Below are 13,942 nucleotides of genomic sequence, written 5' to 3'. Positions count from 1 at the left end.
GGACCTCCTATCGTTGAGTGAAGGTCCGCCGCACGACGTTAGGGGAGGGCGGCGGGCCTGACGACGAGGGTGGAAAACCGGTGCCAAAGCCAATGCCGGTCAGCCTTGCGGCTACCTCGCCCGGCCCGCCATAGCAGGATGGCTTGCTCGTATGGGCGGGACCGATCGTCAAGTACGACCGGTCCGGCTTTGGCATTCGAGTTTCCACACTCGGTCACCGTTGTTCGATGACAGCCCCAGTCTCTCGCGTCGCGGCGCTCGACTCGATAAGACACTTCGCATTCCCACACGGACGCCGCATCCTGCCCGACCCCCGCCCGCCCGCAAATAGCCAAACGCCTAAACCACCCTCCTCAATCCACCAGCGTCGCCAATGCCTCCCGCGCCTCCCGGCGCAACTTCTCCAGATCCAATCCGACGATCATCCCATCGCGCACTACCTGACGCCCGCGCACCAGCACATCCCGCACCGGCGTAGGCTCGCCTGCCGCCACTGGTGCCGTGCCGATGTCATGGAAGCCATGGAACCGCAGCCCGCTGACGTCATAGATCGCCAGGTCGGCAGACTGCCCTGGCGCGAGCGTGCCGATTCCCGGCAGCCCCAGCACCTGCGCACCGCCTGCGGTGCCCCAATGGATGACTTCTTCCACGCGGGTTTGCGCGGCCCCGCCCAGCGCCCGGTGCACCAGCCACGCGAAGTTGGCTTCATGCACCATGCTGCCCGACTCGTTGGATGCCACCCCATCCACGCCCAGTGAGATCGGCACGCCCGCATCGGCGATCGCGCGCACTGGCGCAATACCGCTGCCGAGCCGCGCATTGCTGACAGGGCAGTGCGCCATGCCGGTGTTGGTCACGGCGAGCATGCGGATCTCTTCGGGATTCACGGTGACCAGGTGCGCGAACCAGACGTCAGGCCCCAGCCAGCCGTGGTCGGCCACGAACTGCACCGGCGTGCACTGGTACTTCTCTCGGCAGAACTTCACGTAGTTGTCGGTCTCGGACAGGTGCGAATGCAGCCGCAGGTCCATGCCGCGACCGAAGGCGGCCAGCTCGCGCAGCAGGGCGGGCGGCAGGGAGAAGGTCGGCGTAGTCGGCGCGACCACCACGCGGCGCAGGCCATCTGCTGAGGCATCGTGGTAGCGGGCCTTGAGCCGTTCGATATCGGCAAGCATCTCGTCCAGCGTCTCCGGCACCAGTGCCGTCGCGCGCATGCCGGGGTGATCTGAGGCTGACTGGATGGCGCCGCCGCGGCACAGCACCAGGCGCATGCCAAGCTCCTCCGCTACCTCGAACAGCACGTCGCCGGTCTCCGCCCCATGGCCGTGGTGATACAGGTAGTGGTGATCGGCGCAGGTGGTGGTGCCGGACAGCAGCAGTTCGGCCATGCCCAACCGCACGGCGGTGCGGAAGATCTCCGGCGTGAAGCGCGCCAGGCGCGGGTAGGCGACGGAGGCCAGCCATTGTTCCAGCCCCACGTTCATGCCGCTGGGCACGGCCTTGAGCAGGTTCTGGAACAGGTGGTGGTGGGTGTTGACCCAGCCCGGGTAGACCACGCAACCGGTGGCGTCCAGCACAGCCTCGCCGTCGTGGCGCGGCAGGGCTGCACCGATCTCGGCGATGCGGCCGTCGCGGATGCGGATGTCGGCGGCGCCCGCTCGCGCGGCATTGCCGGCGCGGCCGGTCATCACGGCGGTGGCGTTGCGGATCAGCAGGTCGCCGGCGGGCGCGGCGCTGGTGGTGTTGGTGTTCTGCACCATGTTTCAGACCCCTTGGACGTTGTCGGCACTGGCGGGCAGCTCGTCGGCTTCACGGGCGGGCACGCCGTTGAGAATCAGGTTGAGCAGCACGGAGACCACGCAGGCGATGATCACGCTGCTGTGGACAAAGGGCTGCAGGAAGCCGGGCAGCTTCTCCAGCATGCCGGGCAGCATCACGGGCATCATCGCGCAGCCGAGCGTGATGGAGACGATGGAGAGGTTGTTGGGATTGCGGTCGTATTCGACCTCTCCCAGCGTCTTGATGCCGGCGGCCACGACTACGCCGAACATGACCATGGTTGCACCGCCCAGCGCCGCGGCCGGGATCGAGGCAAACAGCGCGCCGATCTTGGGCACCAGCGCCACGGCGCACAGCATCGCGCCGCAGGTGGCCACTACCCAGCGGCTGCGCACGCCGGTGACGATGACCAGGCCCACGTTCTCCATGAAGGCGATATACGGGAACGCCGCGAACATGCCGCCGATGGCGCTGGCCAGGCCGTTGGCACGCAGGCCGCGGGTGGCATCGCGCTCGGTCAGGGGGCGCTTGACGATATCGCCGACGGCGATGAACAGGCCCATCGATTCCACCATCTGCACCACCATCACGATCACCATGGTGGTGATGGCGCCCACGTTGAAGGTGGGCATGCCGAAGGCGAACGGCGTCACCATGGTGAACCACGGCGCGCGCGCGACTTCATCGAAGCTGCCCATGCCCAGCATCCACGCCGCCGCACCGCCGACCAGCAGGCCGATCACCACGGACAGGTTTCGGATCAGCTCGCCGCCGTGCCGGTTGATAAACAGGATCAGTGCCACTACGCCGAAGGCAACGATGAAAAAGATGGGAGCGCCGAAATCCGACGCGCCCCTTCCGCCTCCAAACCAGTGAAACGAAACCGGGAACAGCGACAGGCCCACCGCGGTGATGGTGCAACCGCTGACAACCGGCGGGAAGAAGCGCTTGAGCTTGCCAATGATCGGCGCAAGGAACATCGCGATCACGCCCGCGGCGATGATGGCGCCGCAGACGCCGTTGAAGCCCAGCGACGGATCGGTGCCGATGGCGATGACGGGGCCCACGGAGCTGAACGCCACGCCCTGCATCAGCGGCAGGCGCACGCCGAACTTCCAGAAGCCGACGGTCTGCAGCAGGGTGGCGATGCCGGAGGTGAACAGCGCGGTGCTGATCAGCATGGTGGTCTGCGCCGGCGTCATCTTGAGCGCGCCGGCCACGATCATCGGCACCGCGATGGCACCGAGATAACTGACCAGCATGTGCTGGAAGCCGAGCGTCGTCATGGCGCGTGCCGGCAGGACCTGGTCGACGGGGTGAACCGCTGCTTGCATGATGTTGTCTCCTGCCGCGTGCTGGGGGAAAGTGCGCCATGCCGGCGGCGGCTGGCCCGGTCTGTTGGTTGCCGGGCTCGGTCCGTCACGGTGCCATGCGCGGCGCATGGCCGACGCATGCCTTGCACAGTAGTGATGCGTGGCAGGCCGTCATAGCGTTATTGCGAAGACACTGGCACCGGGCCGCAATCGCGCTTGCAAAATGCGCGCCCGGGGCATCAGGGGTTTCCCTTGGGTTGCGTGAGGGCGGGGGTGGCCATAGGATGGATGCGCTTGCCACGGCCGCTGGTTTGCTCCCCTCTCCCGCGCGCGGGAGAGGGGAGAACGCCGCCGGATGTTGATGCGTCGGTCGCGGTTGATCCGTTCACTTCTTTCTCCAACGCCATGTCACCCACCGCAGGATGGTTAGCTGCAGCCTCCCGCTCGCCAGTCAGCCGCGGCGGTGACCTCGACCGCATCCAGTCGCTGTCCGGCCGCGTGTTCGGCCCTACGCGGCTGCGCGCGACCGAGGCCGATGCGGCGCTCGATGCCCGTATCGACACCAGCACCATCGGCCGGCTGACGCTGGTCACCATTGCCTATAACCAGGCAGTGCAGATCGAGCCGCAGCCCAACAAGGATGAGTTCGTGATCCAGACCGTGCTGGCGGGTACGTGCCGCGTGGAGACCCCGCGCGGTGCGATGCTGATGCCGCCGGGGGCGACCTTTGTGTTTTCGCCCACCGTGCCGGCCACGTTGTCGCTGGATCCGGGCTGCGAGCGCTTCAGCGTGGTGATCCGCCGGCAGCTGATCGACGAGGCGTTCCGCCAGCAGTTCAGCTTCGAGCCGCCGGTGCCGATTGAATTCGACATGCAGCCGGTGGCGGACGATGGCCGTGCCGCGCGCTGGCAGGCGCTGGTGAGCTACCTGCGCGCGGAAACGCGGGTGCGGCGCGAAGGCAGCGGCGTGCCGGCGGTGGATGGCAGCATTGAGCGCATCGTGCTGTCGACACTGCTGCTGGACCGCTTTGCCGCGGATGGCAATATGCTGCCGCGCCGGTTCGAGGCTGTGCTGCCTGACTATGTGCGCAATGCCATCGCCCACCTGCGCGCCAATCTTGACCAGCCGCTGACGCTGGAGCAGATCGCCGCGCATTGCGGCGTATCGGCACGCACCTTGCAGCTGGGTTTTCGCAAGAGCAAGAACACCACGCCGATGGAGTACCTGCGTCTGCTGCGCCTGCATGGGGCGCGCGCCGATCTGCAACGGGCACGGCAAGAGAAGGGGATGGTCAGCGCGATTGCGCTGCGGCACGGCTTTACCCACCTGAGCCTGTTCTCGCGCGAGTACCGGCGCCAGTTTGGCGAGCTGCCGTCACAGACCTTGCGGGCGGCAGCGCAGCAGGGGGGCTGACGGCGAGCCAGGCCCCTGTTGCTCAGGACCTTCAGCACTCAGATCGTGCCCGCGGCCGCCAGGGCTTCGATCTCTGCCTCGTTCATGCCGAGCGACTTCAGGACAGAAGCAGAGTGCTCGCCGACTGCCGGCACATTCCCCATGGCAGCCGGTACGCCCGACAGCGTTGCCGGCGGCAGGAGTGCCTGGATGGCGCCACCCGGCGTCTGGACTTCCCGCCAGCGATTGCGTGCGGCAAATTGCGCGTGCTGCCACACATCATGCATGTCGTTCAGGGGCGAGTTGGCAATACCCCCGCGATCGAGACGCTTGACCAGCTGCTCCCGGGTCATGGAGCGGAGATGACTGGCGATCTCCTGGTCCAGCGCCGCGCGATTGGCGACGCGTTGGAGATTGGAGTTGAAGCGGGCATCCGCCGCCAGGGCCGGGTCCTCCAGCACCTCGGTGCAGAAGCGCTGCCATTCCCGTTCATTCTGCAGCCCGAAGATGACGCTGGCCCCATCGCCGGTCTGGTACTGGCCATAGGGGGCGATACCCGGATGCGCAACACCGTTGCGTGCGGGCGGCGTGCCGCCATAGTGAGCGAAGTTCAGCGGATATGACATCCATTCGCTCAACGCCTCGAGCATGGTGACTTCAACCCTGAGGCCGGCGCCAGTCCGTGCGCGCTGCAGCAAGGCGGACAGGATGCCGGTATAGGCGTACATGCCAGCGGCAATATCCGCGATGGAAATGCCGGTGCGCGACGGCGCAGGGTCCGTACCGGTTACCGAAATCAGCCCTGCAGCGGCCTGGATCAAGAGGTCATAGGCCTTCTTGTTGCGGTATGGCCCGCTGTCGCCATACCCCGAGATATCGCAAACGATCAGCTCAGGATAGTCGGCATGCAATGACTCGAAGTCCAGCCCCATGCGTTGGGCGGCGCCTGGCGCCAGGTTCTGGATGAATACGTCCGTTTCGGCGAGCAGCTTGTGCACGATCGTCTTGGCCTCGGGCTTCTTGAGATCCAGTGTAAGGCTTTCCTTGCCGCGATTTGCCCAGACAAAGAACGACGACTGGCCGTGCACGGAATGATCATAGTCGCGGGCGAAATCGCCAACGACCGGGCGTTCCACCTTGATGACGCGGGCGCCGAGATCGGCGAGCTGGCGGCTGGCAAAGGGCGCCGCTACAGCGTGCTCGAGCGCCAGAACGGTGATGCCATCAAGGGGGCGTAGGCTGGGTTTCATGGAGGGGAGTGAAGAGACCTGGCGGCACATGGGCCGGACGACAAAGTATAGGAACGGTCCTCTTCCCCCGAACAGTCGAGAATTCCTAAGGCGGCTTCGAAGTCTTCGAAACCGGCCGCATGCTTAGCCTTACGGTGCAGCGTCCGGTGCGCCCCATTCAGCGACATAGCGGATAAAGTCGCGCGTATAGGCCGGGAGCGCCTTCTGGCTCCGCACGACGATCCGCTGCTCGCGCCGGGCCCACGGCTCGTCCAGGGCCACCCCTTCCACCACCCCTTGCTCGATCAGGGGACCCGCTACCGAACGTGGCACGAGCGAAATGCCGGCGCCTTCCTGTACGCAACGCATGGCCGCGGCAAAGTCGGGTGCATGCACGCGAACGCGTGGCTTGATGCCGGCACGCGCTGCCATGTCATTGAGGAAGAGGAAATTGCTGCTCTTGCTGCCGACGGATACCAGGTCGTACACCAACGCCTGTGCAAGGGACATCTTGTCGAGCAACCCGGACGGGTGGCGTGCCGGAACCACGAACATCAGCTCATCGACGCCATATCGAATGAATTCCAGGCCCCGCATGTCGATCGCGCCGGCCACCAGTCCGACGTCCGCACGGTCTTCGATCACTGCCCGCACGCTGTCCTCGCTGAGGTGCTCCTCCAGGTCGACATTGACATTCGGGTACGCCGCCAGGAACCGGCTAAGCGCGGCGGGCAGGCTGGCCATGGTGCTGCTGTTCGCGTAGACGCGGATATGCCCTTCAATACCGTCGGTATGGCGCCGCATCTCCGACTGCAGGCGTTCGACGTTCTCCATGATCGCCTCGGCGTAGCGCAGTACCGTATCGCCCGCCGGCGTCAGGGCCATGCCCTTCTGTGTCCTGTTGAACAACGGAACGCCCATTGCCTGTTCGAGGTTCTTGAGGCGGTAGCTGGCCGAAGGCGCCGTCAAATGCATATCTGACGCTCCTGCCGTCACACTCTTGGCCTGCGCAATGGCGAGGAATACTCGCAGATCGGTGAGTTCGAAACGCACGCTTGTCTCCGTTGCCCGACAGTTCCCGGGGGTGTTTAGAAAAATTCTAACGACACCCCAGGAGCTTTCGACTGGTGTCCTTGTAGGGTCCGATTCTATATTTCGGCTCGTCACCGCAGCTATCGCTGTGCTGCGCGAAAAAGAATCGGAGACCAACATGACCATACTCTTCCGCAGGATCGCCAGTGCGTTGGGCAGCGCCGCGACACTCCTGGCCTGTGCGTCCCCTTCAGTGGCGCAGACCGACTACCCGGTGCGGCCTGTCCGACTCATCGTTCCGTATGCCGCTGGCGGGCCGACGGACACCTTCGCCCGATCGCTGGCTGCAAGCTGGAGCCGCAAGCTGAACACCTCGGTGGTTGTCGAGAACAAGTCGGGGGCCGGCACGATAGTCGGCACCGAGCTCGCGGCGAAAGCCGCACCGGACGGCTATACGTTGCTGCTGACCACTGTAGCGCATGCCGTGAACCCAAGCATTCACGCCGGCCTGCCGTATCGCACGATCGAGGACTTTGCGCCAGTCGGGCTGGCGGCTCGTGCGCCGCTGGTGCTGGTCGTGAACAAGAGCGTTCCGGCGAAAACACTGCCGGAATTCATCGCTTATCTGAAGTCGCGTCCCGGCCAGGTCAACTATGGCTCAGCGGGAGTTGGCAGTGCCCCGCATCTCGCCGGGGAACTGCTGAACTACACGGCAGGAACGAAAGCGGTCCATGTCCCGTATCGGGGGAGCGCGCCTGCCATGGCCGATCTTATCGGTGGCCATGTCGAATTCATGATCGACAGCGCACCGACAGGGCTGGCGCAGGTGCGGGCAGGAACGGTGCGCTTGCTGGGAACGTCGATGGAAAAACGCCTGCCGCAGACCAGGGAGACGCCGGCGATTGCGGAAGCCGTATCCGGCTATGAAGCATACACCTGGAATGCGGTATTCGTGCCAGCCCGAACACCTTCGACAGTTGTCCAGAAGCTGGTCTCGACACTTGGCGATGCACTCAGCGATCCCGCCCTGCAAAGCAAGGCCTTCGAGCTCGGGTTGCAGCTGGAGACCCAGCCTACACCAGCGGGGCTCGACAAATTCCTGCGCGCGGAACTGGAGAAGTGGAAGCGGGTGGCCGTCGCCACGAATATGAAAGCCGACTGAGCGAAACCCGCGCAGGCCAGCGCCGGAACCAACCATCAGGCATACGGAGAAGCCATGAACGCCTATCAACTTTGTCCGCAGCGCTACTTTGAGGATTTCGAACTCGGAGAGCACTTCAACCTGCCGTCCCGCACCATGACCGACGCGCTGTTCGCGGCGTTCCAGCTGGCAAGCGGGGACAACCATCCGGTTCACTACGACGTCGAGTACTGCCGTGCTCACGGCATGCCGCACATGCTGGCGCACGGATTCCAGGTCGTGATCCAGACTGCCGCGGGGGCGGGCCTGTTTCCCCATATGGTCGAGGAGTCCCTGAAGGGCTTCATCGAGCAGAGCAGCCGCTTCCTCGCGCCTGTCTACGTCGGCGATACGTTGTACTGCCGCCTCACCGTCACCGAGCTGGTTCCCGGCCGTACGACCGGCGTGCTGGCGATGCGGTCGGAGGTGCGCAACCAGAACGACGTTTGCGTCATGGAGGGGACGCAAAGGTACTTGCTGCGCAAGCGCGTGCCGGGCAGCAACGGGGACTGACGGGAGGTCAGCCTCCGCTGCCGGTCAGGACCGTCAGGCTGCCTGAGCCACGGGCAGGCAGACCTTCAGCAGCGTCTGCAAGCGCAGCTTGTCGAGGTGCCGGCCGATAAATACGAACTTGCTTTGCGCGGCTTCCGGCCCCCAGGCGTCGGCGGGATGAAAATCCATCAGCCGGTGCACGGCTTGCAGCACGTAGCGGCGGTCATCGCCCTCCACGGCCACGATCCCCTTCATCCGGAACACATCGTCCCCTTGGGCCGCGAGCAGTGCCTTCAGGCCGTGCTCCAGGCGCTGGCGGTCGAACGGCTGGTCGAACACCAGCGATACGGACGTGACCGACGGATCGTGGCGGTGGCCATGCGCGTCGTCATCGTGCACGTGGTCGCAATGCTCGTCGCACACGTGGTCGTGATGGTCGTGGTCGTGCGCATGTTCGTGGTGGTCATCGTGCGCGTCCGCCTGGATCGTGCCCGTGGTAAAGCCGCCGATGCCGAGGATCTTGCCCAGGTCCACCTGGGCAAAGTTTGAGCGCAGGATCTGCGCGCCCTCGTTCAGCCGGTGGATGCGTGCCTCCAGCCTGTCGAGCTGCGCGGCGTTCACCAGGTCGGTCTTGTTGAGGATCACGCGGTCGGCCGCCACGATCTGGTCGACGGCCTGGTTGTCGAAGCCGGTCAGCTGAGGGTCATCGAGGTGGCTTTCGATATGCACCGCGTCCACCAGCGTCAGGATGCCGTCGAGCGTGACCTGCCTGGCGACTTCATTGTCCATGAAGAAGGTGGCCGCCACCGGCGTGGGATCGGCCAGGCCGCTGGTCTCGACCAGAATATGGTCGAAGCGCTCGGGCTGCTCCAGCAGCTTCTGCAGGATGCGCACGAGGTCGGTGCGCACATCGACCACGCAGCAGATGCAGCCGTTGGTCATCTGGTAGATCTCCTCGTCGGAGGTCATCACCAGGTCGGAATCGACATCGACCTCGCCGAACTCGTTTTCGATCACGGCGATGCGGTGGCCGTGCTTCTGCGTCAGGATATGGTTGAGCAGCGTCGTCTTGCCCGAGCCGAGGAAGCCGGTAAGGATGGTGACCGGGACGGGCGGCTGTTGTGCGACGGCAGGTGCGTTCATGTTGTCTCCTGATTTGTACCAGTTGGGTACTGCGTTCCCCGCAATCGCGGGGCGAAAGTTCTCGTGTTCTCTTCAGGCGGTGGCCACGTTGGGGCGCAAGCCTTGCCAGCGTTCCACCAGCCCGTCGTGCGGCACGTCGAACAGGTCCAGCACGCGCCCCACGGTGTGGTTGACGATGTCGTCCACTGACTGCGGATGTGTGTAGAAGGCCGGCACCGGCGGCAGCACGATGGCGCCCATCTCGGTCACCGTGGTCATGTTGCGCAGGTGCGCCAGGTGGAAGGGCGTCTCGCGCGCCAGCAGCACCAGCCGGCGGCGCTCCTTGAGCATCACGTCGGCGGCGCGGGTGACGAGGTTGTCGGCAAGCCCGGTGGCGATGGCGGCCAGCGTGCGCATGGAGCACGGCGCCACCACCATGCCGTCGCAGCGGAACGAGCCGCTGGCGATGGTGGCGCCGATATCGCGCACGTTGTGCACCACGTCGGCCATGGCTTCGATCTGGGGGCGCTGCAGGCCCAGCTCATGGTGCGCGGTCAGCAGGCCGGACGGCGAGCAGACCAGGTGGGTCTCCCAGCCGTCCAGCGCCGACAGTGCCTGCAGCACGCGCACGCCGTACACCGCGCCGCTGGCGCCGGTGATGGCCACCACCAGGCGTTGCTTGCGGGTCATGGGGTGGCGCCTTCCTTCGCTGCCTTCTCCGCCAGTGCCTGCAGCACTTGCTCCGGCTTGATCGGGTAGTGCCGGAAGCGCACGCCGATGGCATCGAACACTGCATTGGCAATCGCCGGTCCGATCGCGACGATCGGGTCCTCGCCCACGCCCTTGGCTCCGAACGGGCCGCCGGGGTCGGGCGCCGCCTCCAGGATCACCGTGTGGATGGGCGGCATGTCCATCGCCAGCGGCATCTTGTAGTCGACGAAGTTGGCGTTGAGCGAGCGCCCGGTGCGCATGTCGATCTGGTAGTCCTCATACAGCGTATGGCCGATGCCTTGCTGGATGCCGCCTTCGATCTGCCCCGCGGCCGCCACCGGGTGGATCACCTTGCCGACGTCATGAACCGGCACCACCTGCTGCACGGTGATGAAGCCGGTTTCGGTATCGACCGCCACCTCGACGAAATGCGCGGCGAATGAATACGACTTGGTCGGGTGATAGGTGGCGGTGCCCACCAGCTGCGCGGCGGGGATGCCCTTGCGCGGCATCACGGCCTCGCGCACGGTCAGGGTCGGGCCGTCGCGGTCGCGCACGGCGATCACGCCGGCGGTCAGTGTCAGGGCCTCGGGCTCGCATTCGATCAGCTTGGCCGCGCGATCGAACAGCTGGCGCTTGATCTCGCCCGCCGCCATCTGCGCGGCCTTGCCGACCATATAGGTGGTGTGGCTGGCAAAGGCGCCGATGTCCCAGGGCACCACGTCGGTATCGCCGTGCACGACCGCCACCGCTTCGAACGGCAGGGTCAGTTCTTCTGCCACGATCTGGGCGAGGGCGGTATGCGCACCGGTACCCAGCCCGGCCGCGCCGGTCAGCAGCACCACGGTGCCATCCTCATTCATCTTGATGATGGCGTTGCCCTGTTCCTTGATGCCGGGATAGGCGCTGCTGCCGTGCATCTCGCAGCCCAGGCCCCAGCCGGTGCGGATCGGGCCGCTGGTGTCGCGCGGGCGGCGGCGCAGCGCGGGCCAGTCGACCAGTTCCATGCCCTTCTCGATGCAGGCCTCCAGGCCGTGCCCGATCAGCGGATGGTTGGACGGCGCAATGTCGCCTTCGCGCACGGCGTTCTTCAGCTTCAGCCCGGCGGGGTCCAGGCCCAGGTGCTCGGCGGCCTCGTCCATCTGCACGTCGAGCGCGTAATAGGTCTGCACCACGCCATAGCCGCGGAAGGCGCCGGCGATGGGGCTGTTGGTGTAGACGCAGCGGCCTTCGAGCAGCACGTTGTCGCAGCGGTACAGCGAGACCATGGCGGCAGTGCCGACATTGGTCACGCCCGGGCCGTGCGAGCCATAGGCGCCGGAGTTGAACACCACCTTGGCCTGGCGCGCGGTGATGGTGCCGTCGTTGCGGAAGCCTTGCTTGAGCCAGATCTTCGCCGGATGGCGCGTGCGGCCGCCGAGGAAGGTTTCCTCGCGCGTGTATTCCATGCGCACCGGGCGGCGCGTCTCGCGCGCCAGCAGCGCGCACAGGAACTCCTGCTGGAACAGGTCCTGCTTGGCGCCGAAGCCGCCGCCCATGTGGTCGACCAGCACGCGCACCTTGTGCAGCGGCAGGCCCAGCACCTCGGCCATGATGCCGCGCACCATGAAGGCGGTCTGGGTGGAGATCCACACCGTCAGGTTGCCGTTGCCGTCCCAGCTGGTGGTGCAGACGTTGGGCTCCATGTAGGCGGGGGTGGGACGGCCGCCTTCGTAGATGCCTTCGAGGATGAAGTCCGCCTCGGCAAAGCCCGCTTCCACGTCGCCGCGTTTGATGATCACCGGCGGCAGCACCAGGTTGCCGCCGGGTTCGCGGTCGTGGATGCGCGGGGCGTCGGAGCGCTCGGCGTCCTCGGTGGTGAAGACGGCGGGCAGCGTTTCGTATTCGACTTCGATCAGCTCGACCGCGCGCTCCGCGATCTCTTCGCTGATGGCGGCCACCGCGGCCACGCCTTCGCCCCAGTAGCGCACCTTGTCGTCCAGGATGTACTGATCGCAGGTCACCGAGGCGGAGCGCGGGTGGGGCGAGCCGGCGTGCAGCACGCGCGGCACGTTCTCATGGGTCAGCACGGCCTTGACGCCTGGCAATGCCAGCGCACGCGAGGTGTCGATGCGGCGGATTTTCGCGTGCGCGAGGTTGCAGCGCTTCATCTTGCCGAACAGCAGGCCGGGGAAGGGCATGTCGGCAACGTATCTGGCGTTGCCGGTGACCTTGTCGAGCAGGTCGGTGCGCTTGACGCTGTGTCCGATCACGGCGTGGGTCATCATGCCTCCTCGCTGGCGCGGGCCTTGCAGCCCGCGAATTCCATGGCCTCGGCGGTCCTCTCGATGGCCTCGATGATCTTGGTGTAGCCGGTGCAGCGGCAGATATTGCCAGCAATGGCAAAGCGGATTTCGTCGCGCGTGGGACGCGGGTTCTCGTCCAGCAGCGCCTTGGCCATCACCACGAAGCCCGGCGTGCAGAAGCCGCACTGCGCGGCGCCGCACTGCATGAACTGCTCCTGGATCGGGTGCACGGTGTCGGGCGCGGGCTGCACGCCTTCGATGGTGGTGATGTGGCAGCCGTGCGCTTCGGGCGCCAGCACCAGGCAGGAATTCATCGGCTGGCCGTCGATGATGACGGTGCATGAACCGCATTCGCCCACGTCGCAGCCCTTCTTGGTGCCGGTCAGGCAGGCGTCGTTGCGCAGGGCGTCGAGCAGCGTGCCGTGCGGCTCCACCGCCAGTTCGCGCGGCTCGCCGTTGATGACGAGTTCGATCATTTTTCGCATGTTGCGGCCTCCAGGGCTTGTTCCAGGGCGCGGCGGGTCAGCACGCCGACCATCTGCCGCCGGTAGGCTTCGCTGGCGCGCACGTCGCTGATGGGGCGGGCTTCGCCCATGGCGGCGTGCGCGGCCTGCAGGATCAGGGCGTCCGTCACGCGCTGGCCGCGCAGCACCTGCTCGGCACGCACGGCGCGTACCGGGGTCGGGCCGACCGCTGCCAGCACAATGCCGACCTCGGCGCAGTGGCCGTTCTCGACTGTCAGCGATACCGCCACGCCGACGGTGGCCAGTTCCATCTGCACGCGGCGGCCATGCTTGAGGTAGACCTTGCCGGTGTGGGCGCGCGGCGCCGGCACGGTGATGCGGGTGACGATCTCGTCCGGCGCGATGGCGGTCTTGCCGACGCCGGTGACGAAGTCCTCGACGCGCAGCTCGCGCGAGCCGGACAGGCCATACAGGTGCACCGAAGCACCGTCCGCCACCAGCGGCGCGATCGAATCGGCCGACGGTGACGCGCGGCAGACGTTGCCCACCACGGTGGCGCGATGGCGCACCTGGATCGAGGCGAAGTCCGTCACGGCTTTCGCCAGGCTGGCGTAGTGGCGCTGCACGAAGCCCGAGGTCTCCACCGCGCGCGTGGTCACCAGCGCGCCGATGCGCAGGCCGTTGACGGGGTCGAACGTCAGCACGTCCATGCCCGGGATCTTCTTGATGTTGATCACCTGCTCGGGCTTGCGCACGGACTCCTTGATCTGGACCAGCAGGTCCGTGCCGCCGGCCAGCACGCTGGCCTTGCCGCCGCACCGGTGCAGCATGGCCGAGGCTTCCGCCAGCGTTGCCGGTTCGAAATATTCAAACGCTCTCATTGCTCCTCCTGGTCTGTGCCATCGGCGTCTGCCTGTCGTGTGGGGCGCGCACCGTTGAAGTC

The 13,942-nt window shown here is 66.1% G+C and carries 12 protein-coding genes; 3 read left to right on the top strand and 9 right to left on the bottom strand.

What is annotated here, in order from left to right; all coding sequences use genetic code 11:
- Positions 1 to 353 precede the first annotated feature (353 nt).
- Together AC3WVS_RS22205 and AC3WVS_RS22200 are read right to left on the bottom strand one after the other, a co-directional pair.
- A complete protein-coding gene (locus AC3WVS_RS22205; protein ID WP_492320394.1) occupies positions 354 to 1,760 on the bottom strand; it encodes an amidohydrolase family protein in 1,407 nt (468 codons plus the stop codon).
- A gap of 3 nt (positions 1,761 to 1,763) precedes the next feature.
- The gene (locus tag AC3WVS_RS22200) at positions 1,764 to 3,113 is read right to left on the bottom strand and encodes a nucleobase:cation symporter-2 family protein (protein WP_492320393.1); all 1,350 of its coding nucleotides are present in this window, start codon (positions 3,111 to 3,113) and stop codon (positions 1,764 to 1,766) included.
- A 384-nt stretch (positions 3,114 to 3,497) separates the two neighbouring features.
- On the opposite strand from AC3WVS_RS22200, the gene AC3WVS_RS22195 reads away from it, so the two are divergent.
- Positions 3,498 to 4,505 carry an AraC family transcriptional regulator gene (locus AC3WVS_RS22195; RefSeq protein WP_492320392.1) on the top strand — a complete coding sequence of 336 codons (1,008 nt, stop codon included), beginning with the start codon at positions 3,498 to 3,500 and terminating at the stop codon, positions 4,503 to 4,505.
- A gap of 38 nt (positions 4,506 to 4,543) precedes the next feature.
- Here the strand turns inward: AC3WVS_RS22195 and AC3WVS_RS22190 are convergent, their stop codons facing one another.
- Together AC3WVS_RS22190 and AC3WVS_RS22185 are read right to left on the bottom strand one after the other, a co-directional pair.
- Positions 4,544 to 5,734 carry a CaiB/BaiF CoA transferase family protein gene (locus AC3WVS_RS22190; protein WP_492320391.1) on the bottom strand — a complete coding sequence of 397 codons (1,191 nt, stop codon included), beginning with the start codon at positions 5,732 to 5,734 and terminating at the stop codon, positions 4,544 to 4,546.
- A 129-nt stretch (positions 5,735 to 5,863) separates the two neighbouring features.
- Positions 5,864 to 6,766, bottom strand: coding sequence for a LysR family transcriptional regulator (locus tag AC3WVS_RS22185; RefSeq protein WP_492320390.1), 903 nt, complete (start codon positions 6,764 to 6,766; stop codon positions 5,864 to 5,866).
- Between the two features lie 157 nt (positions 6,767 to 6,923).
- On the opposite strand from AC3WVS_RS22185, the gene AC3WVS_RS22180 reads away from it, so the two are divergent.
- A complete protein-coding gene (locus AC3WVS_RS22180) occupies positions 6,924 to 7,907 on the top strand; it encodes a tripartite tricarboxylate transporter substrate binding protein (RefSeq protein WP_492320389.1) in 984 nt (327 codons plus the stop codon).
- A gap of 54 nt (positions 7,908 to 7,961) precedes the next feature.
- Complete coding sequence (locus tag AC3WVS_RS22175) at positions 7,962 to 8,438, top strand: MaoC family dehydratase (protein ID WP_492320388.1); 477 nt, start codon at positions 7,962 to 7,964, stop codon at positions 8,436 to 8,438.
- 33 nt (positions 8,439 to 8,471) lie between these two features.
- Here AC3WVS_RS22175 and AC3WVS_RS22170 read toward each other — a convergent pair whose 3' ends face one another.
- From AC3WVS_RS22170 to AC3WVS_RS22150, 5 genes are all read right to left on the bottom strand, one after another.
- A complete protein-coding gene (locus AC3WVS_RS22170; RefSeq protein WP_492320387.1) occupies positions 8,472 to 9,560 on the bottom strand; it encodes a CobW family GTP-binding protein in 1,089 nt (362 codons plus the stop codon).
- A gap of 72 nt (positions 9,561 to 9,632) precedes the next feature.
- Positions 9,633 to 10,229, bottom strand: a complete 597-nt coding sequence (locus AC3WVS_RS22165; protein ID WP_492320386.1) for a UbiX family flavin prenyltransferase — start codon at positions 10,227 to 10,229, stop codon at positions 9,633 to 9,635.
- Positions 10,226 to 12,514 carry a xanthine dehydrogenase family protein molybdopterin-binding subunit gene (locus AC3WVS_RS22160; RefSeq protein WP_492320448.1) on the bottom strand — a complete coding sequence of 763 codons (2,289 nt, stop codon included), beginning with the start codon at positions 12,512 to 12,514 and terminating at the stop codon, positions 10,226 to 10,228. The genes AC3WVS_RS22165 and AC3WVS_RS22160 overlap by 4 nt, the downstream gene beginning before the upstream one ends.
- On the bottom strand, positions 12,514 to 13,020 hold the full coding sequence (locus tag AC3WVS_RS22155; protein ID WP_492320385.1) for a (2Fe-2S)-binding protein: 507 nt from the start codon (positions 13,018 to 13,020) through the stop codon (positions 12,514 to 12,516). The genes AC3WVS_RS22160 and AC3WVS_RS22155 overlap by 1 nt, the downstream gene beginning before the upstream one ends.
- Positions 13,008 to 13,880: an FAD binding domain-containing protein gene (locus tag AC3WVS_RS22150; protein WP_492320384.1), complete on the bottom strand. Its 873-nt coding sequence runs from the start codon at positions 13,878 to 13,880 to the stop codon at positions 13,008 to 13,010. The genes AC3WVS_RS22155 and AC3WVS_RS22150 overlap by 13 nt, the downstream gene beginning before the upstream one ends.
- Between the last annotated feature and the right edge of the window lie 62 nt (positions 13,881 to 13,942).

It is taken from the genome of Cupriavidus sp. CPT47-8839-RL05A, assembly GCF_058792255.1.
Note: the sequence above shows the minus strand (reverse complement) of the source record. Positions and strands in the feature narration are given on the sequence as shown.

Excerpts from the sequence above, each read along its gene's own strand:
- AC3WVS_RS22205 (WP_492320394.1), bottom strand. The coding sequence starts at position 1,760 with ATGGTGCAGAACACCAACACCACCAGCGCCGCGCCCGCCGGCGACCTG.
- AC3WVS_RS22155 (WP_492320385.1), bottom strand. The coding sequence starts at position 13,020 with ATGCGAAAAATGATCGAACTCGTCATCAACGGCGAGCCGCGCGAACTG.
- AC3WVS_RS22180 (WP_492320389.1), top strand. The coding sequence starts at position 6,924 with ATGACCATACTCTTCCGCAGGATCGCCAGTGCGTTGGGCAGCGCCGCG.
- AC3WVS_RS22160 (WP_492320448.1), bottom strand. The coding sequence starts at position 12,514 with ATGACCCACGCCGTGATCGGACACAGCGTCAAGCGCACCGACCTGCTC.
- AC3WVS_RS22150 (WP_492320384.1), bottom strand. The coding sequence starts at position 13,880 with ATGAGAGCGTTTGAATATTTCGAACCGGCAACGCTGGCGGAAGCCTCG.
- AC3WVS_RS22170 (WP_492320387.1), bottom strand. The coding sequence starts at position 9,560 with ATGAACGCACCTGCCGTCGCACAACAGCCGCCCGTCCCGGTCACCATC.
- AC3WVS_RS22165 (WP_492320386.1), bottom strand. The coding sequence starts at position 10,229 with ATGACCCGCAAGCAACGCCTGGTGGTGGCCATCACCGGCGCCAGCGGC.
- AC3WVS_RS22175 (WP_492320388.1), top strand. The coding sequence starts at position 7,962 with ATGAACGCCTATCAACTTTGTCCGCAGCGCTACTTTGAGGATTTCGAA.
- AC3WVS_RS22200 (WP_492320393.1), bottom strand. The coding sequence starts at position 3,113 with ATGCAAGCAGCGGTTCACCCCGTCGACCAGGTCCTGCCGGCACGCGCC.
- AC3WVS_RS22195 (WP_492320392.1), top strand. The coding sequence starts at position 3,498 with ATGTCACCCACCGCAGGATGGTTAGCTGCAGCCTCCCGCTCGCCAGTC.
- AC3WVS_RS22190 (WP_492320391.1), bottom strand. The coding sequence starts at position 5,734 with ATGAAACCCAGCCTACGCCCCCTTGATGGCATCACCGTTCTGGCGCTC.